Annotated in this window: 17 protein-coding genes and 2 tRNA genes; 6 read left to right on the top strand and 13 right to left on the bottom strand. The window is 68.7% G+C overall.

Going from position 1 to position 21,962, the window contains the following annotated elements; translation table 11 throughout:
- Positions 1-73: 73 nt before the first annotated feature.
- A tRNA-Arg gene (locus IM697_RS01750) sits at positions 74-146 on the bottom strand.
- A gap of 191 nt (positions 147-337) precedes the next feature.
- Positions 338-428 (bottom strand) — tRNA-Ser (locus IM697_RS01745).
- Positions 429-607: 179 nt separating this feature from the next.
- Here IM697_RS01745 and IM697_RS01740 point away from each other — a divergent pair.
- On the top strand, positions 608-1,114 hold the full coding sequence (locus IM697_RS01740; RefSeq protein ID WP_194044035.1) for an SSI family serine proteinase inhibitor: 507 nt from the start codon (positions 608-610) through the stop codon (positions 1,112-1,114).
- Between the two features lie 331 nt (positions 1,115-1,445).
- A complete protein-coding gene (locus IM697_RS01735; RefSeq protein ID WP_194044033.1) occupies positions 1,446-5,660 on the top strand; it encodes a PAS domain-containing protein in 4,215 nt (1,404 codons plus the stop codon).
- A 44-nt stretch (positions 5,661-5,704) separates the two neighbouring features.
- Here the strand turns inward: IM697_RS01735 and IM697_RS01730 are convergent, their stop codons facing one another.
- The 6 genes from IM697_RS01730 to IM697_RS01705 form a co-directional block, all read right to left on the bottom strand.
- Positions 5,705-7,381 carry a long-chain fatty acid--CoA ligase gene (locus IM697_RS01730; RefSeq protein WP_194044026.1) on the bottom strand — a complete coding sequence of 559 codons (1,677 nt, stop codon included), beginning with the start codon at positions 7,379-7,381 and terminating at the stop codon, positions 5,705-5,707.
- Positions 7,382-7,530: 149 nt separating this feature from the next.
- Positions 7,531-8,100, bottom strand: a complete 570-nt coding sequence (locus tag IM697_RS01725; protein WP_194044024.1) for a SigE family RNA polymerase sigma factor — start codon at positions 8,098-8,100, stop codon at positions 7,531-7,533.
- Positions 8,101-8,246: 146 nt separating this feature from the next.
- On the bottom strand, positions 8,247-9,413 hold the full coding sequence (locus tag IM697_RS01720; protein WP_194044022.1) for a lipid-transfer protein: 1,167 nt from the start codon (positions 9,411-9,413) through the stop codon (positions 8,247-8,249).
- Positions 9,410-9,880, bottom strand: coding sequence for a MaoC family dehydratase (locus tag IM697_RS01715; protein ID WP_194044020.1), 471 nt, complete (start codon positions 9,878-9,880; stop codon positions 9,410-9,412). The genes IM697_RS01720 and IM697_RS01715 overlap by 4 nt, the downstream gene beginning before the upstream one ends.
- Positions 9,867-10,958: a bifunctional MaoC family dehydratase N-terminal/OB-fold nucleic acid binding domain-containing protein gene (locus tag IM697_RS01710; protein ID WP_194044019.1), complete on the bottom strand. Its 1,092-nt coding sequence runs from the start codon at positions 10,956-10,958 to the stop codon at positions 9,867-9,869. The genes IM697_RS01715 and IM697_RS01710 overlap by 14 nt, the downstream gene beginning before the upstream one ends.
- Before the next feature lie 293 nt (positions 10,959-11,251).
- On the bottom strand, positions 11,252-11,578 hold the full coding sequence (locus IM697_RS01705; RefSeq protein WP_194044009.1) for a hypothetical protein: 327 nt from the start codon (positions 11,576-11,578) through the stop codon (positions 11,252-11,254).
- 375 nt (positions 11,579-11,953) lie between these two features.
- On the opposite strand from IM697_RS01705, the gene IM697_RS01700 reads away from it, so the two are divergent.
- The 3 genes from IM697_RS01700 (at position 11,954) to IM697_RS01690 (ending at position 14,134) form a co-directional block, all read left to right on the top strand.
- A complete protein-coding gene (locus IM697_RS01700; protein WP_194044007.1) occupies positions 11,954-12,820 on the top strand; it encodes a bifunctional DNA primase/polymerase in 867 nt (288 codons plus the stop codon).
- A gap of 77 nt (positions 12,821-12,897) precedes the next feature.
- Entirely contained in the window at positions 12,898-13,329 is a 432-nt protein-coding gene (locus tag IM697_RS01695) for a hypothetical protein (RefSeq protein ID WP_228044460.1), read from the top strand.
- Between the two features lie 265 nt (positions 13,330-13,594).
- Positions 13,595-14,134: a DinB family protein gene (locus IM697_RS01690; RefSeq protein ID WP_194044004.1), complete on the top strand. Its 540-nt coding sequence runs from the start codon at positions 13,595-13,597 to the stop codon at positions 14,132-14,134.
- Here IM697_RS01690 and IM697_RS01685 read toward each other — a convergent pair.
- Both IM697_RS01685 and IM697_RS01680 read right to left on the bottom strand, forming a co-directional pair.
- Positions 14,108-14,452, bottom strand: a complete 345-nt coding sequence (locus IM697_RS01685; protein WP_228044459.1) for a DUF6234 family protein — start codon at positions 14,450-14,452, stop codon at positions 14,108-14,110. The two genes, IM697_RS01690 and IM697_RS01685, sit on opposite strands and share 27 nt — an antisense overlap.
- Before the next feature lie 1,616 nt (positions 14,453-16,068).
- Positions 16,069-17,307 carry an IS256 family transposase gene (locus tag IM697_RS01680; RefSeq protein WP_194039437.1) on the bottom strand — a complete coding sequence of 413 codons (1,239 nt, stop codon included), beginning with the start codon at positions 17,305-17,307 and terminating at the stop codon, positions 16,069-16,071.
- Between the two features lie 572 nt (positions 17,308-17,879).
- Here IM697_RS01680 and IM697_RS01670 point away from each other — a divergent pair.
- A complete protein-coding gene (locus IM697_RS01670) occupies positions 17,880-20,498 on the top strand; it encodes a ParA family protein (protein ID WP_194044002.1) in 2,619 nt (872 codons plus the stop codon).
- An 82-nt stretch (positions 20,499-20,580) separates the two neighbouring features.
- On the opposite strand, the gene IM697_RS01665 is transcribed toward IM697_RS01670, so the two are convergent.
- The 3 genes from IM697_RS01665 to IM697_RS01655 form a co-directional block, all read right to left on the bottom strand.
- Positions 20,581-21,057 (bottom strand): hypothetical protein, encoded by a 477-nt coding sequence (locus IM697_RS01665; RefSeq protein WP_194044001.1) that lies wholly within the window; start codon positions 21,055-21,057, stop codon positions 20,581-20,583.
- A 206-nt stretch (positions 21,058-21,263) separates the two neighbouring features.
- Positions 21,264-21,695, bottom strand: coding sequence for a DUF6233 domain-containing protein (locus IM697_RS01660; RefSeq protein WP_194044000.1), 432 nt, complete (start codon positions 21,693-21,695; stop codon positions 21,264-21,266).
- Between the two features lie 33 nt (positions 21,696-21,728).
- Entirely contained in the window at positions 21,729-21,947 is a 219-nt protein-coding gene (locus IM697_RS01655; RefSeq protein WP_194043999.1) for a hypothetical protein, read from the bottom strand.
- Positions 21,948-21,962: the final 15 nt, after the last annotated feature.

Here is a 21,962-nt window from a genome sequence, read left to right as displayed (position 1 = left end):
GCACGGCGGCCGGCCCCCGGCCGCCTTCCGAAACGCCAGAGGCCCCGGATCTCTCCGGGGCCTCTGCTCTGTGCGCACTCGGCAGGATTCGAACCTGCAACCTTCTGATCCGTAGTCAGATGCTCTATCCGTTAAGCTACGAGTGCTTGTTCTGTTCTGTTTTCCCGCCGCTCCCGGCCCTTCCGGCCCGCTCGCGGCGACAGGAAGAACATTACATGACTGCCGCCGCCATGTGAAATCCGTTTGCTCTACCCCTTGTGACCTGCGGAAACGGCCGCAGATGCCCGCCGTGAACGACGAAGCCCCGGTCCGTGGACCAGGGCTTCGTGATCGAGCGCGGAGGCGGAGGGATTTGAACCCTCGATGGGCTTTAAGACCCAAACCGCATTAGCAGTGCGGCGCCATAGACCGGACTAGGCGACGCCTCCAGCACAGCCGCTCGCGCGAGCGCGAGTGGTGCGTGCAGATGATGACACAGTCGAGCGTGCTGTCACCAATCGACTCCCACGGTACTAGGCGGAGAGGTCGCAGGGCAAAGCACTTCTCGGCGTGGATCAAGTGGACCGAAGGGCCGCAACGTCCGGGGGTGTGCGGCGTTAGTCAGGTCATGTTGCAGGTCAACCGTTCCGCCCGGGCCGGGCGCCTGCGCCGGGTTCTCCTCGGCGCCACCGGCTCCCTCGTCGCCGTCGGCCTCACCTCCGTCACCCCGGCCGCCGCGTCCTTCCGGGCCGCGCCCGCCTCCCTCGCGGCCCCGTCCCTCCAGGGCCCCGAACACCACCTCACCGTCACCGTCCGCAACGCCGGCGGCGGCGGTGCCGACGGGGCCTTCGAGCTGACCTGCCATCCGACCGGCGGCGACCACCCCGACCCGGCCGGTGCCTGTGCCGTACTCGATCGCGGCACCCGGTGGGGCAAGGACGCCTTCGCACCCGCGGCGCCGAACACCTTCTGCACCATGCAGTACGGCGGCCCGGCCACCGCACATGTCACCGGGACCTGGGCCGGGCGCCCCGTCGACGCCCGCTACGACCGCAGCGACGGCTGCGAGATCGGGCGGTGGGACCGGCTGGTGCCGCTGCTTCCCGATGTGCGGGCGGCGGGGCGGCGGTCGTAGCGCCGGCCAGGGACGGGAGAGCGGCGGGCCGCGGTCGGTCCGCTCCGGACACCCGGCGTCGCCCGTCGCACAGGCTTTCCATACCGGACGTACCGGGTCCGCAAAAGTCCCGCGAAGGTCTCGCGAAGCCGGAATGGACAGCGAGCGGACATGGGAAGGACGGCGGCACAGGCGGTCATACGTTCTGGGTCACTTCGTCGTGCGACCTCCCTCTCATCCGGCGTCGCGAGCGCAACCCCAGCCCTTAGACTCCCTCGCGTGACACGCCGCGGGCCGGTTGGCAAGATGGCCCGAGCGGTCGGAAGGTGCGGTAACAGGGAGGAAGCGTCTCGTGAGCAGCAGGCCATCCCGAGGCGCTGCTCGCCTCGCAGCCATACTCGACGCGCTGCCCGATGCGTTGGTGCTGGTCAACGCCAATGGGACGGTCGTCAACGCCAACACCATCGCCCTGGAGGCCTTCGAGACGCCCGGGACCGCGTTGGTGGGTCGCGGGCTGCTCGATCTGCTGCCGCAGTTCGACTCCAAGCTCATCCCGGGCTCCATGCGGCGGCCCGACCACATGGATCCGCAGGGGCGGACCAAGCCGACCCGGATGATGGCCCGGCGGACCGACGGCAGCGAGTTCCCGGTCGAGGTCACGTCCGCGAATCTCGAGAACGGCCAGCAGGCCTACGACGGGTACGGGTACAGCGGCGACGAGCTGCTCATGCTCGTCGTACGGGACCTGACCGGGACCGTCGACACCGAGGCCGAGCTGGCGCGTTCGCAGCGGCAGACCGAGATGATCCTGCGGGCCGCGGCGGAGGGTGTCGTGGGCACCGACACCGACGGGCGGATCGTCCTCGTCAACCCGGCCGCCGCTCAGATACTGGGTTATCGGGCCAGTGACCTGGGCGGCCGGGAGCTGCACACGCTCGTGCTGCACTCGCGTGCCGACGGCTCCCCCTTCCCGTACGAGGAGTCGCCGCTCGCCGACACCCTGCGCTCCGGGCGCAAGCACCGGGTGCGCGGACAGGTGCTGTGGTCCAAGGGCGGGGAGGAGGTGTCCGTCGACCTGACGACCGCGCCCGTGCGCGACGGCGACCAGCTCGTCGGCGCCGTGATGACCTTCACCGACCGGCGGCCCTACGACGCCCTGGTCGAGGAGAGGGACGCCGCGCAGAAGCGGCACGAGGCGGAACTCGAACGGCTCGCCGAAGAGCACGCCTCCGAGCTGACCGCGCTGCGGCAGAAGCACGTGACCGAGGTCGAGGAGATCGAGGAGCGGCACGCCGAGGAACTCGCCGCCGGCGAGGAGCGCTACGCCGCGCTCGGCGAGCGGGAGAAGGACCGGCTCGAGGCGCTCGCCGGGCGGCACGAGCAGCTCCTGACGCTGCTCGCCGGTTCGCTGCGGGGCCCGCTGGACGAGCTGCGCCGTGAACTCGCCGCGCTCGCCGCCGACGACGCGGGCCAGCTGTGGCCCGAGGCCAACCAGGTCCTGCATCACCTCTCGGCCGGTTACTCGCGCATCACGACACTCATCGACAACGTCCTCGGCTTCCAGCAGCTCGACGCGGGCGGCGGCGGGATCTCCCGTACGAAGGTGATGCTCGACGCGGTCGTCGCCGCGGGTGTCGACGGGGCCGTCGAACTCATCGGGCCGGGGCGGGTGCAGTTCGCCGTGCACGCGCCGCCCATCGAGGCCGAGGTCGACCCGCAGCGCCTGGCCACCGCGCTCGCGCATCTGGTCGCGGATGTCGCCGGGGTCGACGCGACCGGCAACTCGCCCGTGTCGGCGGGCGGTTACATGGACAACACCGTCGTCGTGGCGGCGGCGCAGCGCGGTGAGGTCGTACGGATCGAGGTGCGCGGGCCGTATGCCGGGGGAGACCCGGTGCACGAGCCGATCGTGCGCGGGATCGTGCGGGCCCACGGCGGGGTGCTGCAGACGCACGACGTGCCCGGGATGAGCGGCAGTGCGTACGTCCTCGAGGTGCCCATCGGGGGTGGGGCCGGGGCGGTTTCCGCCGCGCCCGACACCGCTTCCGACACCGCTGTTGCCGAGGTCGGTGACGGGGCCGGCGCGAGCGGTGCGGCCGAGGGCGCCGGCAGTGGGCGGCGGCGGGCCCGGCGGTCGTCCGTCGACGCCTTCCTGGAGAGCGATACGCCGGGTGCGGAGGCCGAGGCCGCCGATGCGGAGGCCGCCGCGCCGACCGGGCGGCGGCGCAGGCGTGCGGCGGCCGCGCCGGAGCTGCCCCAGGGTGCGGGCGGCGGTGGCGGCGAGGTCTCCGGCGGCACCGGACGGCGCCGTGGCCGGCCCGCCGAGGACGGTGGGGACGGGGTCGCCGAGGGTGCCGTCGTCACCGCCGCCGAGCATGCGGCGGGGGCCGCGGCCGTCGGGAACGGCCTGGGCGGGACCGTACCGCCGCAGGGCGTGCCCGCCCCCGGTGGCGGACGACGTGCCCGGCGGGACGGCGGGGAGCAGCACGCGCTGCCGCCCGCTCTGCCCGCTCCGGCCGGTGACGCCGCGCAGGCGGCCGGTGGGTCGGGCGACGCACCTCAGCCGACCGGGCGGCGTCGGCGTGCCCTGGCCGCGGCGGCCGAGCGCAGTGCCGCACAGGCTCAGTCGCAAGAGGCGGGTGCCCGTACGGTGTTCGCGCTGCCGCCCGCCGAGGCGGACCGGGCGCCGGCCGAGGGGGCGCAGGCACCCGGCGGGGCCGAGCCGGCCGCTGCCGCCATGACTCCGGCTGCTCCGGTGGCGCCGGTCCCGGTGGCGCCGGTTCCGGGGCCGGCCGCTCCTGGGGGCGTGCGCGGTGACGAGGGGCGGCACGATGCCGTGCCGCACGACCAGGCCGAGGACCACACTCCGCCGCAGCCGCATCCGACCAGCGCGCCGACCGGGCGTCGGCGCCGGGCCGTGGCCCCGCCGGCGGCAGCGGCCGGGGCGCCTGTGCAGGAGGTTCCGGCGCCGGCCGCTGCCGCCGCCGGCCAAGGTGTGCCTGGCCAGGACGTACCGGTGCCCGTGCCGCAGGGGCAGGCCGCCGCCCAGCCCGCTCCGAGCCCTGTCGCCGCAGGTCAGGCCCTCCCCGCCGAGGCGGCGCCCGCGCAGGGCACGCCGGCGCAGGGCGTTGCGGGCCCGCAGCAGTGGCCCGCTGCCGACGACACCTCCGGCGCCGGGGCCGCCGTGCCGGCGAGTCCGAACGCCGCCCAGCCCGCGCCCCAGCCGGCCCAGGGCACACCGGCTCCGGGCACTCCCCTGCCGCCGGAGGCCGCCGCGGCCGCGGCGGGGAAGCAGCGGGCGGCGCAGCCGCTTCCGGCCGAGGCCGCCGCTGCCGCCGGTTCTGGTGCCGGTGCCGGTGCGCCCGGTGCTCCGGTGGACCCCAACTCGACGCAGGGTCGGGCGATCAGTGTGCGGACGTTGGGGCAGGGCGTGCCGTTCAATCGGCAGGCGGCTCAGGTGCAGCAGCCCGCGCCGCCCGCGCAGTCGACCGCCACGCCGCCCCCGCATCAGACCAACGGCGGGCGGCGCCGCAAGCTGGGCACGCCGCCCGATCCCGCCGCACGGGCCGGTGCCTCGACGGAGCAGGCCGCGCGGCCGCATCCGCCGGCCGAACAGCCGGTGCCCGCCGCGCCGGCGCCGCAGCCGTCGCTCGGTGGGCAGCCCCAGGCCCAGCCGTCGCCGACCGGTCAGTCGCGGCTCGCGCCGACGGCCGAGGCGGCCGGACGGTCGTACGCCATAGGCGCGCCGGACGAGAACGCCGCCGAGGGTCCCGAGCCCCTCGACGGTCCGGGCGGGGCCATCGAGGTCGCCGACACTCCGCGTCCGCAGCCGATGGACGACGAACTGCCGCCGGAGCCGCTCGACAACCCGCGGCGGCTGTTGGTGTGGCCGGCGCCGGATGTGACGACCCAGCAGGCGCTGAGCGACCGCGGCTACCGGCCGGTGATCGTGCACTCGCGCGAGGAGGTGGACGCGCAGATCGCGGCGTTCCCGGCCGCGCTGTTCGTCGACCCGCTGACCGGTCCGATCACGCGGACGGCGCTGCAGTCGCTGCGGCAGGCAGCCGTCGCGGCCGAGGTGCCGGTGATGGTGACCGCGGGGCTCGGACAGGCCTCGCGGGAGGCGGCGTACGGCGCCGACCCCGCCGTACTGCTGAAGGCGCTGGCCCCTCGGGACAGTGAGCAGCACCCGCCGCGCGTACTGCTCATCGAGGAGCACGCGGAGATCGCGCTGGCGCTGACCGCGACGTTGGAGCGGCGTGGGATGCAGGTGGCGCGGGCCGCGAGTGACTCCGACGCGGTGCTGCTGGCGGGTGACTTCCGGCCGAACCTGGTCGTGATGGACCTGATGCAGGTGCACCGGCGGCAGGCCGGGATCGTGGACTGGCTGCGTGCGAACAGCCTGCTCAACCGCACCCCGCTCGTCGTCTACACGGCCGCCGTCGACCAGGCCGACCTGCCGCGACTGGCCTCCGGCGAGACGGTGCTGTTCCTGGCGGAACGGTCGACCAGCGCCGAGGTGCAGAGCCGGATCGTGGACCTGCTGTCGAGGATCGGCACCAACTGACGGACGGTGGGCGCGCCCTTGTACGGGCACGCCCACTCGGTGCGTCAGATGCTGGTGACGTCCAGCTGCCCGTCGGCGTACTGCCTGCGCAGCACCTTCTTGTCGAACTTGCCCACGCTCGTCTTCGGCACCGCCTCGATGACCGTCCAGCGCTCCGGGAGCTGCCACTTGGCGATCTTGCCCTCCTCGGCGAGGAAGGTGCGCAGGGTCTGGAAGTCGGCGGTCGAGCCCTCCTTGAGGACGACCGTGGCCAGCGGGCGCTCGCCCCACTTGTCGTCGGGGACGGCGACCACGGCGGCCTCGGCGACGTCCGGGTGGGACATCAGCGCGTTCTCCAGCTCGACCGAGGAGATCCACTCGCCGCCGGACTTGATGACGTCCTTGGCGCGGTCGGTGAGGGTGAGGTAGCCGTCGGGGGAGATGATGCCGACGTCGCCGGTCTTCAGCCAGCCGTCTGCGCTGAACTTGTCGGCGGGGCGCAGCGGTTCGCCGTCGGGGCCGTTGTAGTAGGCGCCCGCGATCCAGGGGCCTCGCACCTCCAGCTCACCGGCCGACTCGCCGTCCCAGGGGAGGCGCTCGCCGCCGGGGCCGGTGAGGCGGGCCTCGACGCTCGTCGGGAAGCGGCCCTGGGTGAGCCGGTACGCGAACTCCTCCTCGGTGCCCACCACATGGGCCGGCGGCCGGGCGACCGTGCCGAGCGGGGAGGTCTCCGTCATGCCCCAGGCGTGGCAGACCCGCATGCCCAGCTTGTCGAACGCCTCCATGAGCGAGGGCGGGCAGGCCGAGCCGCCGATGGTGACCTGGCCGAGGGTGGAGACGTCGCGAGGCTTGGCGGTGAGCTCGGCGAGCAGTCCCTGCCAGATGGTGGGCACGGCGGCCGCGTGCGTCGGCCGCTCGCCCTCGATCATCTCGGCGAGCGGCGCGGGCTGCAGGAAGCGGTCCGGCATCAGCATGTTGACGCCGGTCATGAAGGTGGCGTGCGGCAGGCCCCAGGCGTTCACATGGAACTGCGGCACCACGATCAGCGACGTGTCCTGGTCGGTCAGACCCATCGACTGGGCCATGTTGACCTGCATGGAGTGCAGGTAGACCGAGCGGTGGGAGTAGACGACGCCCTTCGGGTCCCCGGTGGTCCCGGACGTGTAGCACATCGAGGCGGCCTGCCGCTCGTCCAGCTCCGGCCAGTCGTACGTCATCGGCTTGCCGGCGATCAGTTCCTCGTACTCGTGCACCTGAACGGAGGCGCCCGCCAGCCCGGAACGGTCACCCGGCCCCGACACCACCACATGCTCGACCGTCTTGAGGTGCGGGAGCAGCGGGACGAGCAGGGGGAGGAGCGAGCCGTTGGCGATGACGACGCGGTCGGCGGCGTGGTTGACGATCCACGCGAGCTGCTCGGGCGGGAGCCGGAGGTTGAGGGTGTGCAGGATCGCGCCCATGGAGGGGATCGCGAAGTACGCCTCGACGTGCTCGGCGTTGTTCCACATCAGGGTGGCGACCCGCTGGTCGTCGGTCACGCCCAGGTCCTCGCGCAGGGCGTGCGCCAGCTGGGCCGCACGGGCGCCGACCTCGGCGAAGGAACGGCGGTGCGGCTCGGCCTCGCCGGTCCAGGTGGTCACCTGTGATGTGCCGTGGATCGTCGACCCGTGGGTCAGGATCCTCGAGATCAGCAGCGGTACGTCCTGCATGGTGCTCAGCACGGCGTCCTCCCGGGGCGACATTGCCTACGCGGTAGTAAGGGTTGCGGAGATTCTGCGCGCATACCGCGCGGTATGTCACTAGGGCGGGCCGATCGATCATGTCACGTTGCGTTCACAGGGCTCTGCCGCTAAGGCGCGAGGGAACCTCCGCCGCCGCTCCCGCACTCCCCCTACCGAACGAGCCCCAGCTCCGGGTCCTCCCGCAGCTTGCCGAGCGCCCTCGACACCGCCGACTTCACCGTGCCCACCGAGACCCCGAGCACGTCGGCCGTCTGGACCTCGCTGAGGTCCTCGTAGTACCTCAGGACGACCATCGCCCGCTGCCGCGCCGGCAGCCGCATGATCGCGCGCCACATCGCGTCGTGCAGCGCCTGCTGTTCCGCGGGGTCGGTGTCCTGGCCGGCCACGGGCTCCGGCTCGGGCAGCTCGTCGCAGGCGAACTCGTCGACCTTGCGCTTGCGCCACTGCGACGTCCGCGTGTTCAGCAGCGCCCTGCGCACATAGCCGTCGAGCGCACGATGGTCCTCGATGCGCTCCCAGGCCACATAGGTCTTGGTCAGCGCGGTCTGCAGCAGATCTTCCGCATCGCTCGGGTTCGCGGTCAGCGAGCGGGCGGTACGCAGCAGCACCGGCTGGCGGGCCCGTACGTACGACGTGAAGGAGGGGTACGTCACGTTCGGAAAGGACAGCCCCGCTGATGTAGCGGCCTCGGAAGCGCTGGTGCAGACGGGTGTGGTCATGGCTCCACGCTATGAGCGGCCCCTACTTCGGCGGATCGGCCGCAGGTGCCGAAGCAGCGTCCGCCTCAGGTTGTAGGGGTGGGGCTGACTCCACCTCCTGAAGGTGGACGAGAGGGGGACCTGTACTGCGGGATTACCCCTGGGGGTCACCCGTCGGCAGTAAGGACCAACCCCGAGGTCGGCACCCCTGTCCCGGCCGTCACCAGCACCCGCTCCGCCCCGGATATCTGGTTCACGGACGTCCCCCGCACCTGTCTCACCCCCTCCGCGATTCCGTTCATCCCGTGCAGATACGCCTCCCCCAGCTGCCCCCCGTGTGTGTTGAGCGGCAGCCGCTCCTCGGCCACGAAGCCCGTGGCCTCCCCCTTTCCACAGAACCCGAACTCCTCCAGCTGCATCAGCACGAACGGAGTGAAGTGGTCGTACAGGATCCCCACGTCGATCTCCCCCGGCCCCAGCCCCGCCGTCCGCCACAGCTGCCGCGCCACCACGGCCATCTCCGGCAGCCCGGTGAGGTCGTCCCGGTAGAAGCTCGTCATCTGCTCCTGCCCCCGGCCGGCGCCCTGGGCCGCCGCCGCTATGACGGCCGGCGGGTGGGGCAGGTCACGGGCCCGGTCGAGGGACGTGACGACGAGCGCCTGGCCGCCGTCCGTCTCCTGGCAGCAGTCCAGCAGCCGCAGCGGCTCGACGATCCAGCGCGAGGCCGCATGGTCGGCGAGCGTGATGGGTCTGCCGTGGAAGTACGCGGCCGGGTTGGTCGCCGCGTACTTGCGGTCCGTCACCGCCACATGCCCGAACGCCTCCGGCGTCAGCCCGTAGGTGTGCAGATACCGCTGGGCCGCCATCGCCACCCAGGAGGCCGGGGTGAGCAGCCCGAACGGCAGGGACCAGCCCAGCGCCACGCCCTCCGCCGACGGCTCCCGGTGCTGCACGCCCGAGCCGAATCTCCGGCCCGACCGCTCGTTGAACGCCCGGTAGCAGACCACCACCTCCGCGACCCCCGTCGCCACCGCCAGCGCCGCCTGCTGGACGGTCGCGCAGGCCGCGCCGCCGCCGTAGTGGACACGGGAGAAGAAGGACAGCTCACCCGTCCCGCAGGCCTGAGCCACGGTGATCTCCGGGCTGGTGTCCATCGTGAACGTGACCATCCCGTCCACGTCCGCCGGCGTCAGCCCCGCGTCGTCCAGCGCGGCCCGCACTGCCTCCACGGCCAGCCGAAGCTCACTGCGCCCGGAGTCCTTGGAGAACTCGGTGGCCCCGACTCCTACGATCGCCGCCCGGCCGCCGAGGGAGTCCCGCTCGCGCACGCTCATGCCGACTCCTCGCGGGACGCGGTGACCGCCGCTTCCGCCGCTTCCGCCGTTGCCGCCGTTGCCGCCGGGACGGTGACTTCCCCTGCCCGGGGGACAGTGACCGTCACCGTGCCGGTCACGTGCTTGCCGATGCCGTTGGCCCCGGTCACGCGTACCGTCGCCGTGTCGCCGTCGACCTCCTCCACCCTGCCTCTCAACACCATCGTGTCTCCCGGGTAGTTGGGCGCCCCGAGCCGTATGGCCACCTTGCGCAGTGCGGCCTTGGGTCCGAAGTGGTCGGTGATGTAGCGACCGACCAGGCCGTTCGTCGTCAGGATGTTCATGAAGACGTCCGGGGAGCCCTTCCGGCGGGCCAACTCCGCGTCGTGGTGCACGTCCTGGTAGTCGCGGGAGGCGATGGCCCCGGCGACGATCAGTGTGCGGGTGATCGGGATCTCCAGCGGGGGCAGTTCGTCACCGGTGTTCATACGTCCCCTCCTGAGCGGTCCCGTCTTGGGCGCGCCAGACCGGCAGCACCAACTCCTCGTCGTACTCCTGGAATTCGAGCCGTACCGGCAGCCCTATCCGCACCTTGTCGCACGGCACCCCCAGCACATTGCCGATCATCCGCACGCCCTCGGCCAGCTCGATCAGGCCGACGGCGTAGGGAGGGTCGAAGGCCGGGAAGGGCGGGTGGTGCATGACGACGTATGAATAGACCGTCCCCTCGCCGCCCGCTTCGACCGTGTCCCAGTCCATGCCCCCGCAGGCGTTGCAGCCCGGCAGCCAGGGGTGACGCAGGCCGCCGCAGTCGGTACAGCGCTGGATGAGCAGCCTGCGCCGCCGGACGCCCTCCCAGAAGCCGGCGTTGTCCCGGTTGACGACGGGGCGGGGGCGAGCGGGCTTGTGTCGCGGGGCCGACTGCGACGACTTCGCCTCCTGCTCCGGCTGCGACGGCCTCTGCTGCCGGCCCTGCGGGGGCTCTTCCGTCCGCTCTGTGCGCCGTATCGGCGTGTACTTGAGGATGCGGAAGCGGTGGGTGCCCGCGAGGTCGGGGCCGACGCGGAGGTCCATGCGGGTGGTGACGAAGTGCCCGGTGCCCAGCTTCGTCGTCTTCTGCTCCGACACCGACTCGATGACCGAGTCGAAGGTGATCTCGTCCCCGGGCCGCAGGGGCCGTAGATACTCCTGCTCGCAGTCCGTGGCGACCACCGAGGTGTAGCCCGCCTCGTCGAGCAGGCCGAGCAGCTCGTCGTAGGCGTGCGCGCGCCCCGTATGGCCGGAGAGGCCGCCCATGGTCCACACCTGGAGCATGGTGGGCGGCGCGATGGCGTCCCGGCCCGCGTACGCCGGGTTGGTGTCGCCCATCGCCTCACACCAGTGCCGGATCATGGGTGCGTTGACCGGGTCCTTGCCCGCGCGCGCCACCGCGGCGGGCCGGCCCTCGTAGGCCTTCAGCCGCTTCTCGAACTCCTCGTCCACCGCCACCTCGTGGCTCACCCCCGGCCCGTAGCTCACCGTCGCCCCCTCGTCCGCATCGCCCACCGCGCATCGCGCATCGCGCATCGCACTGACACTTCTGGTACACCGCGACCGCCGATCCGGTTCCCACTTTCTTCGCGGCAACGTCCACGAGGCTCCACGATGTGTCACGAGGCGAGGCTCGTGACACGAGGCGAGGCACCACCGAGGGTTTTTGGGTTTCTGACTGTCCGTCAGATACGAACCACTGTCAAGACCGACAAAAACGCCTGCGCGGCGGCACCGAAGTACCGCCGCGCAGACGCGTTACACCCCACAGCACACCCACAGTTCCGAGGGGGCCGATGCCTGAGCACCTGGGCACCGACCCCCTCAGCTCACCACCAGAGCGGAGTGAAGTTGACCGACGTGTTGTCGTTGCCCTGGTTGACCGACGTGAAGGCGGAACCGTTGACCTGGGCGGTGTTGCTCTGGTTCGAGGCACCGGAGCCGGTCGCCTGCTGCTGGGTCGTGGACGAGTTGCCCCAGTTGTCGCCGCCGACCCCGCTGCCGATGAGGCCCTGAGCGGCGTTGGTGACAGCCGCGCTGGATCCGTCGTCCGCGATGGCGCCGTTGTCCGCCGTCGCGACGCCGGAGAAGAGGGCGACGGCGAGCGGAAGGGCGGAGACGGCTGCGATGACGCGGGCGGTACGGATGCTTGCCATGTTGTTCCTCCAGAACAGGTGCGCCCAGGCTCCCCGCCGGACGCATTGGCGGTGCATGAAGTACGGCATGTTCCAAGGCAGTTGGCCGTCCGCCCCGGAGTCGTTCACGACGTCGCGAGATCAGAGTTGCCCACCGAATCCCCGGCGAACCACCCCGGAAGCCCCGATTCGCCCTCAAGCGTGATGACAAGTCGATAAACCCCTTTCGCCACTTCTGACCCCCATGCCAGGCAGTCCGGACACCCCCACCCCAAGCGGCACAAGGAAGGAAATGTTCCGGCACGCTTCCGGCCAATCTGCGTCGACCGGCGCGTCGGCGGCGGGTCGAGGCCAATTCCTCTTTCCTTTTTCGAACATCCGTACGAACATGGAGGCATGGCCACCACCGACCGGCAGGCCACGACGCTGGCCCTCGCACACGCCCTGTCAGCCGCCGAACGCGGACTGGCCGTCATCCCCCTGTCCCGGACGAAGCTCCCGGCCCTGCGCTCCCCGCACCGCGACGACCCCGACCCCGCGCCCTGCCACGGCGAGTGCGGCCGCTCCGGGCACGGCGTCTACGACGCCTCCTCCGACCCCGCCCGCATCCGCGAACTCTTCGCGGCCGCCCCCTGGGCGACCGGCTACGGCATCGCGTGCGGACTGCCCCCGCACCACCTGATCGGCATCGACCTCGACACCAAATCCGATACGGACTCCTCCGCCGCCCTGCGCGAACTGGCGCTGCGCCACCTGTTCACGATTCCGCCCACGGTCGTCGTACTGACCCCGAGCGGCGGCCGCCACGTGTGGCTGACCGGCCCGGCCGACATCGTCGTCCCCAACTCGGCGGGCCGACTCGCGCCCGGCATCGACATCCGCGGCGCCGGCGGCTATCTCGTAGGCCCCGGCTCCCGCACCGACCACGGCGTCTACAGCACCGCCCCCGGCACGGCCCACATCGGCCCCGCGCCCTGCCCGCGCGCCCTCCTGCGCCTCCTGCTCCCCCCACCCCGTGCCCACCACCCCGCGCCCCCGTCGACCGGCGGCCACGGCCAGGGACTCGTCCAGTTCGTGCTCGCCGCCCACGAGGGCCAGCGCAACACCCGCCTGTTCTGGGCGGCCTGCCGGGCCTACGAGGACGGCATCGGCCCCGCCCTCGTCGACCCCCTCGTCGAGGCGGCCCTCAACACCGGCCTGACCGAACGCGAGGCCCGCGCGACGATCGCGTCGGCGGCGCGGATGACGGGGCACCGGCCCTGAGGAAGTCAGCAGTCGGGCTACTGAACGGCCCGGAAATTCACGGGAGCTCGATGCACCACCGCCCCAAAGCGCCGACCATGTCGCTGACACGCGTCGTCCTCACGTCCGGCCGCTCGCTCGACCTCTCCGAGCTGCGGTTCTCCTCGACGTACGGCGGGATGCTGGAGGGCTACCCCTGCAAGGTGGTCAACGACATGACGATCAGGAGCCTGGTCCGCACGGCGGAGGGGGACCACCCCTCCGTGCCGGTGCACCTCGTGCCGCCGCCGCGGGAGTATCCCGACCAGTACGCGGGCGCGTTCGGGCCGGTCGAGGTGCTGCCGGCCGTGGCCTGCGTGGGGGTGTTCCGCTCCGCGGCCCTCGACCGCGCGCACGATCCGGTCCTGCACCGCTCCGCCCTGACGATCATCTGGTTCCAGCCGACCACGCATGTGCCGTCCGGCTGTGACGCGGAGGACGCGCTGCGGGAGATCGATTGGGAGGGGCTGGCAAGGGACTGTGAGCTCTGAGCGGCTTGGGGCGGGCGGGGAGGGGCTGGGGCGGGACTGTGAGCACCGAGCGGCTTGGGGCGGGGAGAGGGCTGGCGCGGGACCGTGAGCAACCGAGCGACTCCCGCCGGGGAGACGGCTGACGCGGGACCGTGCCGCCCCGAGCGGCTCCCGCCGGGGAGACGGCTGACGCGGGACCCTGAGCACCGAGCGGCTCCCGCCGGGGGCGGCCACGTCCGGGAAATCGGCTTGCCGGCAAGGGGATGCCGTATGCCAGGGTCGGCCCGTGAGCGATTCCCGACGTGACCTGCTGCGCCGGCAGTTCGACCTGACGTGGGCGCTGTTCGAGTACCACCTCGATCGGCTCCGGCCCGAGCACTTCCTGTGGGAGCCGGGACCGTACTGCTGGACGGTGCACCGGGGCGCCGACGGCACCTGGGTGCCGGACTGGGCCGAGACCGAGCCGGACCCCGTCCCGGTCCCGACCATCGCCTGGTTGAGCTGGCACATCGGCTGGTGGTGGGGCGTGGCCACGGACCATCTGCGGGGCCGCCCGCCCCGGGAGCGGACCGAGGTCACCTGGCCCGGCGAGGGGGCGGCGACCGTCACATGGCTGCGTGAGCTGGGCGCCGAGTGGCTCGCGGCGCTGGACGGGCTCGACGAGAGCGACCTGGAGGCCGGCGCGTCGTTTCCCTGGACGGAGGACCCGCAGTACACCGTGGCGCACATGATCGGCTGGGTGAACGCCGAGCTGATGAAGAACGTGGCGGAGATCGGGCAGTTGCGGCTACTGCGGGATTCAACGGCCGGCGTAGAAGGCCAGTAGCCCCGCTCCGGCTCCCAGGACGACGATCTGCACGACACCCGGGACGCGCCATCCCAGGCCGAGGAGACCACCACCCGTGACGACCGCGCCCCCGACCAGCAGCCACATTCCCCGCAACGCCTCCTTGGGCGCGCTGGGCGGATTGACGCTGTCGTAGCTGTCGGCCCAGCCGGTCATCCCGTAACGGATGAACACCAACCAGGCGATGACCATCAGGTCGATGACAAGAAGCGCCACACTGACCCCGACCTGCCGACCGATCGACGGCTCACTTCCCTGCATGGCGCTCAGCATGCCGCCGGGGCGGGGACCGCGCATGAGCACAGCTACTCAGACGGGCCGCGCGCGCCTTGGCTCGGTCGAAGGCGTGGGCTGTCGCGCCCGTCACTTTGACCGTACCGAAGTCACCCAATGGACTGGGTCCAGCCCTTCGATGGCTGCGCTACATTGCCACCATGCGCTTCCCGGTCACCCCTTTCGTGCTCCCCGTAGGTCCACAGACCTGCGGGTGCTGCGACGGTGACACCAAGGAGCATGCGCACAGGTCAATGGCGAAATTCATGGCAGAGCTACTTGCAAAGCCATCTGAGGCTGTCAGTCGTCATACCCGCTGGCGTCCGAAGCGCAGGGCATTCTTCCCTCGGCGCTGGAGACCAGAACCGTCGTACGGCGACTTGACCATGGGCCCGTTGCTTTCACTTGACGTCGTCTTCCGCCAAGAGTGGGCGCGTGAGCAGAAGCTTCTGCTGGATGTCGAAGCCCTGCTCCGAGACGCTCTGAAAGCCGCGTCCGGGCTCGTTGGCGAACACGCACGCCAAACCACACGACCTGAACCCGACAGACTCGCCACCTTCCGGGCCGCCGCACCTCCCCCCGATCGGGTCTTCGAGCCACGAGACTGGTCGGCTCTGCAGCAAGCCGTGACTTCGATCTTGCAGCTGCTGGAGCAATTGGTCGAGCTCCTCCTCGATCTCTTGCGCGCGATGCCGGTACGGCTTGCCGCGCCTCCGCCTCAGCCGGCGTACGTAGCGCCTTGTGCTGTAGCGCGGCTCCAGGGCACCCGTGTTCCGCGGGCACCGCAGCTCCTACTCTCCCGCTTTTCTTTGGCGTCCTAGCGCGCACTGTCGTACGCCTCTTGGGAGGGGCATCAAGCGGTACTGCGGTACGCGCTGGGCCAAGGTCGTGAGGAGACCTGGTGTTCCACTCACCATGGGAGCGGTTGCTCCTGCTCGCCTTCTTGGTGTTCATCACGGCGCCGATAGTCAGTGTGTCTGCCACCTGGTGGCGCGACCACGTCAGTGGCTGGTGGGCTGCTGCCCGCAAGCAGACGGCATCTGCCATCCGGTGCTTCCAGAGGTGGGGACGCCGCATTCTCGGAATCCCGGAGTAAGTCGAGGGCTGATCCCATTTGAACGGGATCAGCCCTTCACCCTCAGAGTTTCCAAAACCGGCTGAAGGGGTGCCCTCGTGAGGGGCACCCCTTCTGACCCGGTCCTACGCTGACCTGTGGCGGTGGGTGTGGGATTTGAACCCACGGTGACATCGCTGCCACGACGGTTTTCAAGACCTTTCGGGAGTCGGGCGAGATCTCCGCTCCCACGCAGGTCAGAGCGGCGAAAGCAGGCCGCCGCAGTCGCAGCCGTGCTTGTCGTGCCCTCTACGTGCCCCAGACGCGCGATCGTGCCCGCTCAGCCGCCAGTCACAGCGGGAACGATCACTGCGGCGACAGCCGACAGCAGCCCTCCTACGGCGAGAGCACCATTGAACTTCTCTTTGGCTGTCGGAAACACGGAGCGACTCACGTTCCCGACCTTGGTGCGCAGAACGATCATCTTGAGCTTCTGCCACCTGTGCTGACGTTTCGAACACCCCATCAACAGGTCACGTCCGCTGGAGTGGTGTATCGACGGCCACTCGGTGATCTCGTTTTGAAGCTATGCGGTGAGTTCGGTCGGGAGGACGGTCTCGTCGGTTTCTGACTCGATCGGGTGGAGGCGGGCCTTGGCCAGCAGGTCAAGTCCCATGTAGCGGCGGGCTTCGGTCCACTCGTCGTTCTGCTCGGCCAGCACGGCGCCGACCAGGCGGATGACGGCGCTGCGGTCAGGGAAGATGCCGACCACGTCGGTGCGGCGGCGGATCTCCTTGTTCAGCCGTTCCTGCGGGTTGTTCGACCAGATCTGCCGCCAGATCTCCCGCGGGAACGCGGTGAAGGCCAGCAGGTCGTGCTGGGCGGTGTCCAAGTGGGCTGCGGCCTTGGGGAACTTGGCCTCCAGCGCATCCAGGACGTGCTGCATCTGGGCCTTCACGGCGTCGGTGTCGGGTTGTTCGAAGACGGTCCGCAGCAGCGTGGCCACCCAGGGCTGGGCCGATTTCGGGACCTGGCTGAGCAGGTTGCGGGCGTAATGCGTGCGGCATCGCTGCCACGATGAGCCGGGCAGGACCGCGCCGATGGCGTCGACCAGGCCGGCGTGGGCGTCGGAGATGACCAGCTGGACGCCGGACAGGCCGCGAGCGATCAGCGAGCGCAGGAAGGCCAGCCAGCCGGCGCCGTCCTCGGCGGTGGCGACATCGATGCCGAGGATCTCGCGGTGACCGTCCGCGTTGACGCCGACAGCGATCAGGGCGTGGACGCTGATGATCCGGCCGCCCTCGCGGACCTTCTGGGTCAGCGCATCGACCCAGACGAACGCGTAAGGGCCCTGGTCCAGGGGCCGGTTGCGGAAGGCGGCGACCTGCTCGTCGAGGTGCCGGGCCATCGCTGAGACCTGCGACTTGGACAGCTGGGTGACGCCGAGCGACTCGGCGAGCTTCTCGACACGGCGGGTGGACACCCCCAGCAGGTAGGCGGTGGCGACCACCGAGATGAGGGCCTGTTCGGCCCGGCGACGTCGTTCGAGAAGCCAGTGCGGGAAGTAACTCCCGCTCCTGAGCTTGGGGATGGCGAGTTCCACGGTGCCGGCCCTCGTGTCCCACTCACGCGAGCGATATCCGTTGCGGTGATTGACTCTCTCGTCGCTGACCTGCCCGTATTCGGCATTGCAGAGCGCGTCTGCCTCCGCGGACATGAGCGCGTCGGCGAATGTCTTGATCATCGCGCGCAGCAGATCGGGACTCGCCGCGGCGAGGTTGTCCTCGGCAAGGGCGTGCAGGGGCAGACTGTCAGGTGCGGTCATCGTGCTGATCTCCTTCGGGCTTCGACACCTCGAAGATCAGCCGGTGGCCGTTCATCTATGCGGGCATCATCCCGACGCCGGAGCAAACCCCCGGATCAGGTCGAACCCGTACACCATCTCCATGGACGCAACCGAATCAGCGATCGCCGCTAGACTGCCAAGGATCATGGCAGGGGGGACGGTATCTTGCTAGAGGATGCAGCGCGAGCACGCCAACGGGAAGCCAAGCTGCTACAAGAGCACAACCAGTTGTGCGGCGCTGTCTACCTGGTTGGATACGTCGTCGAATGCAAACTTAAGACTCTCCTGAATAAAAAGGGGAAATCCTTCCCTCGATCAGGCTCGGCTGGACATGACCTTCGGGGGCTCTGGGATGCGGCCGGACTCAGAAGCCAGGATCTAAGCGGCCACAAGAAGGCCTTCATGGATACATGGACTACGAGTCTAAGATATAGCGCCAAGTTGCCTGACGGATCCTCAGCAGAAGAACTCCTCCGTGGAGCACAAGAACTAGCATCATACGTAACCTCTCGCATTCGTTACGCTCGACCGCACAACAGAGGAGGAAGGCGATGACCGGCGAGGCCACGACTAATCGATCTGTCCGGCAACAGATCGAAGGGAACGCCCATTCCGCCGGTTTGACTGACGCTCAAATTTACGTCACTGAAGACGGATTTGGATCTTATCTGGTTCGAGTAGTTCACGAATCGCTGGATGCTCTAGATGATTCAGAACGACGTAAGTTGCTCCTCAAGGGAGTGGCGAATATTGTATCGACTGCTGAGCTAATCACTCCCGGTGAAGAGGAATGGTACGGACCACCATTCAGTGAATCTACCGGTCAAATGCCTCTTTGGCATGAAGTCCTAAGCCGTCCACTCTCAGCCGATGAGCTCACATTCGCCACCGATCTCGACCAAGACATCGAACTCCCAGCCATCGTCACTTTCTATTCTCTACGAGGTGGCGTCGGACGCACAACTGCGCTTGCAGCGGCTGCGCGCATTTTGTCTGAGCGTGGGCGTCGATTGCTTTGCGTTGACATGGATCTCGAAGCACCGGGGCTTGCTACCGTCTTGGGCTGCCCCGAACCTAGGGAAGATCAAGGAGTCCTTCCCCTTCTCCTGGCTCTAGAGCGAGGTGATGAGGTCGACATTCGAGATCACGTACTGCGAGTCAACGAGGGTGAGGAACTCTATTGCCTGCCGGCAGGACGGCTCAGTAGCGACTACGCCGATCGGCTTCGTTTGCTGGACCCTGAAATCTGGTACAGAGAGGCTGGCAATCCACTTCACCAACTCTTGCAGTTGGCCAAAGAATCAGCGCTTGAGCCGGATTTGATTCTTCTTGATTCTCGCACTGGCATCTCGCCGGTTGCCGCACCCCTTTTGTTCGACGTGTCGGATCTAGCCATCATTTGTTTTTACCCCCATCCCCAGGCAGAGCGGGGGACTGAGCTTCTCGTGAAAGCTCTAATGTCTGCCAAGAGCCGTAGGGCAACATCCGACACTCCGCTGACACCCGAGCCCCGGTTCATCGTTTCTCCAGTGCCGCCCGGACCGTCTGCAGAGACTGTCCTCACGCGCGCAGTCACATGGATCGACCACTGGATCGGTGACGCCCAAAGCCGCCGCCCTGGAGAATACGACCCCCTTCGAGCAGACGAAATTACTCACGCCGTAAGCTACTCGCCAGATACCGCCTTTCGAGACAAGGTAAGTAATGGCGTCGCAACTCGTGAAGCCTACGGAGCCGTGGCAGATTGGCTGGAGCAGTTGCTGCCCCAGACATACGCCCTCTCAGCTTCAAGCAGAAATCGAAAGCATGATGTACTGGAGCAACTCGACTTCTCTACTGGCACAGCAGAGCAGCAAGCGAGTCTTCTTGATGACTTCGTGCACACTCGCGTAGCGCAACAAGCACTTGATGCTCGATCGCCGCTAGTAATTGGCCGTAAAGGCACAGGGAAGACGGCTGTTTTTCGCTGGCTCATGGAGAGGTATCGCGAAAACGAAAATCCAGTTGTCGTTTTCTCCCCTCACGCCTTCAGGAATTCCTACAAGTGGACCCTCGGGTCCGAGGCTCTGGAGATTGTCGAATCGGAATTCCCAGGGGAGTCCGCGTGGACAACCTTCTGGCCTTGCTACACGGCATTGGCCGCATATTTCGCCCTGCCGCCAGAGGAGCGTGCAGATCCGCCCGCTAGATTCGAAATCAATAAAGAATCTCTTGATGCCGTCTACGACGAGCTGTCCACACTCGACGTGATCAAGCATATGATGAGCCGCCCCATGGCTGGCCTTCTCGGATCTCGATGGCTGAGAGACATCAACAGCAGTGCAAAGAACCGACACATGCTCCTCTTTGACGGCCTCGATACTGGATTCGGGAACAATGCCGAGAGCCGGAAGAGAAGGACTCGTGCTGTAACGGGTTTGATGACCTTCTTGACAGAGTCAGAAGCGCATCTCTCTTTGCTGTCTTTTAAAGTGATGCTCCGAGTGGACATCTGGCAACAGCTTCGGTTCGAAAACAAGAGTCATCTATACGGGCGCTCTGTTCAGCTTATGTGGCGGGATCAGAACGACTATTTCAAGACCGTACTCAAGCAAGCAATTCGCAGTGAAATCTACCGAGAGATGCTTGCGGAAACGCGAGTCGGCCCATCTGTCGACGATTGGCGGGACGATGAGGTGCGCCGTGCCTGGAATGTGCTCGTCGGAGAGCGAATGAAGGGAGGCAAGACAACCTTCACACGTAACTGGGTGTGGAATCGTCTAGCCGACGGTCAAGGAGATCACGGACCACGCTCACTCTCCCAACTTTTCCATGAGGCCGTCCAATGGGAAAAGCGGGAAGAAGCGCGGAGCAGTTACGACCGCAGCATCATGAGGCCGCGGGCTCTCGTACCTAGCCTTGACAAGGTTAGCGTCGAAGCACTTAGCGCTCTGCAAGAGGAGTTCCCTGAGCTCGATGGCGTTGTGGAAGCTCTCAGGAGCTTGCGGAGGACCCCGATCGAGCCGGGCGAAATCGAAGCAGTTGACCCAACCGCTGCCGAGCGTGTTGACCTCGCTCTCGAAGTGGGCCTCTTGGAGATCTACGAAGGCACGCAAGACGACGTACGTCGGTACAGAGTGCCCGACCTATACAGGCTCGCTCTGGGGCTGACGCGGCGAGGTCAGGCATAGGTCCTTGCCTCCACGACCAACTGCCGCCAACAAACGGCACCAGGCTTGTGTATATGCCCAAGGGGGCAGCCGTCGGACGGGCTCAGGGCGCGGTGCCGTCTTCGCTGATGCGCAGGTCGTCTCTCATGCGTGCCCGCAGCGCAGCAAGGGCGTCGTCATAACTTCGGCGGCCTTCCAGGTAAACGGGCTCAGTGGCTGCGACTCCCTCCATGACGCGATCACGGAGGTCTCGCAGACGGCGGAAGGCATCCTCCGATGCCTCTACGACACGACTGGGCGCGCTGATGGTCATCTGGTACCTCAGTCCGATGCACGGCCCGAACGCCTCGCGGGCCGTAGTCCGGCGCGTCGAGGGTGCCATGTCCGGGTCCCGAGCCACGTTGCCGCAGGCGTGACGGGCCTCGGACAGGCCGGCCAGGTACTCCCCGTACAGCGTGCGACGCGCTTGCGTTTCGCGATCAAGGTGCTCTCGCCTCCAGCGTTGACGGTCCAAAAGCATGGCGGACCCTGTAGCGATCGCCGCGCCAACTATGGTGCTGATCAAGGTGATCCATTGCATGGACCGACCGTAGCCATTACCGCGATGTTGACCGGTCCCGCACCACAAGCGCACCAGATCGGGCGGGGAACAGCGGGGAGTCACGGTAAAGTCAGCCGAACCCGACGACGCCGCACCTCACCCGTTCGCGCAGGTCAGAGCACGGATGGGCTGCGAATGATCGCAGCTTCCCAAGCTGATGGCCCGCCCAGTTACGCAGTGCGGACTCAATCCAGTATCCCCAGCTCGCTGTCCGGGCGGCAGAAGGCGCACGGTTCGATGTTGGGGTCGGTGAGGGCGGCGCGGGCGTCATGGTCGCCGATCCGATGGGGTGTGCCCTCGATCATCGTGCAGTCGCCCGTGCGGATCACGGCGGGCTCGGGACCGTTCGGCGTGCGCTTTTGCTGGACGACGAAGCCCGTTGATTGCCGCATTTCCCTGGAGGGCGCGAACGGCGAGAGGGCCGCGGGTGCCTGTCGCGGCTGTGGGGACTTCGGCAGCCGGGGTGCGTGTCGGTTCTCGGCGCGGGTGAGTGCCGCGCGTACGGCTTCGCGCTGGAGGCGCAGGTAGATGCCGACGGTCTCGTGGCTGGCGATCTGTTCGTCGAGGTTCGCGAGGATCGCCCGCAGCCGTCGCGCGTCAGGCGGTAGCTCGGCCATGGCCCGCGACGCCCTCGTGCGGGATGAAGCCGGTCACCTCCAGCTCCTTCCTCCCCGCCCCTGCTTCCGCAGCTCCGCCCATGCCGCCGGGGTGCGGCCGCCTTCCCGCCAGTACGGGTGGAAGAGCACCTCGGTCGAGAGCCGGTACAGACGGCGGCGCAGCTCGGTTCGGCCCGGCCCGCCGGCCAGCCGGTGGTAGGTGGCGCTCCACTCCTGCTGTGCCTGGACGAGGTCGTCGGGGAACGATCGCATACCCAGATTCAATCA

It is taken from the genome of Streptomyces ferrugineus (assembly GCF_015160855.1).
Lineage (GTDB): Bacteria > Actinomycetota > Actinomycetes > Streptomycetales > Streptomycetaceae > Streptomyces > Streptomyces ferrugineus.
Note: the sequence above shows the minus strand (reverse complement) of the source record. Positions and strands in the feature narration are given on the sequence as shown.

What these genes read in the sequence shown, in the direction of transcription:
- IM697_RS01740 (WP_194044035.1), top strand. Translation starts at nt 608, where the DNA reads ATGTTGCAGGTCAACCGTTCCGCCCGGGCCGGGCGCCTGCGCCGGGTT.
- IM697_RS01730 (WP_194044026.1), bottom strand. Translation starts at nt 7,381, where the DNA reads ATGTCGCCCCGGGAGGACGCCGTGCTGAGCACCATGCAGGACGTACCG.
- IM697_RS01725 (WP_194044024.1), bottom strand. Translation starts at nt 8,100, where the DNA reads ATGACCACACCCGTCTGCACCAGCGCTTCCGAGGCCGCTACATCAGCG.
- IM697_RS01720 (WP_194044022.1), bottom strand. Translation starts at nt 9,413, where the DNA reads ATGAGCGTGCGCGAGCGGGACTCCCTCGGCGGCCGGGCGGCGATCGTA.
- IM697_RS01715 (WP_194044020.1), bottom strand. Translation starts at nt 9,880, where the DNA reads ATGAACACCGGTGACGAACTGCCCCCGCTGGAGATCCCGATCACCCGC.
- IM697_RS01710 (WP_194044019.1), bottom strand. Translation starts at nt 10,958, where the DNA reads ATGCGCGATGCGCGATGCGCGGTGGGCGATGCGGACGAGGGGGCGACG.
- IM697_RS01705 (WP_194044009.1), bottom strand. Translation starts at nt 11,578, where the DNA reads ATGGCAAGCATCCGTACCGCCCGCGTCATCGCAGCCGTCTCCGCCCTT.
- IM697_RS01700 (WP_194044007.1), top strand. Translation starts at nt 11,954, where the DNA reads ATGGCCACCACCGACCGGCAGGCCACGACGCTGGCCCTCGCACACGCC.
- IM697_RS01695 (WP_228044460.1), top strand. Translation starts at nt 12,898, where the DNA reads ATGTCGCTGACACGCGTCGTCCTCACGTCCGGCCGCTCGCTCGACCTC.
- IM697_RS01685 (WP_228044459.1), bottom strand. Translation starts at nt 14,452, where the DNA reads ATGCGCGGTCCCCGCCCCGGCGGCATGCTGAGCGCCATGCAGGGAAGT.
- IM697_RS01680 (WP_194039437.1), bottom strand. Translation starts at nt 17,307, where the DNA reads ATGACCGCACCTGACAGTCTGCCCCTGCACGCCCTTGCCGAGGACAAC.
- IM697_RS01670 (WP_194044002.1), top strand. Translation starts at nt 17,880, where the DNA reads ATGACCGGCGAGGCCACGACTAATCGATCTGTCCGGCAACAGATCGAA.
- IM697_RS01665 (WP_194044001.1), bottom strand. Translation starts at nt 21,057, where the DNA reads ATGCAATGGATCACCTTGATCAGCACCATAGTTGGCGCGGCGATCGCT.
- IM697_RS01660 (WP_194044000.1), bottom strand. Translation starts at nt 21,695, where the DNA reads ATGGCCGAGCTACCGCCTGACGCGCGACGGCTGCGGGCGATCCTCGCG.
- IM697_RS01655 (WP_194043999.1), bottom strand. Translation starts at nt 21,947, where the DNA reads ATGCGATCGTTCCCCGACGACCTCGTCCAGGCACAGCAGGAGTGGAGC.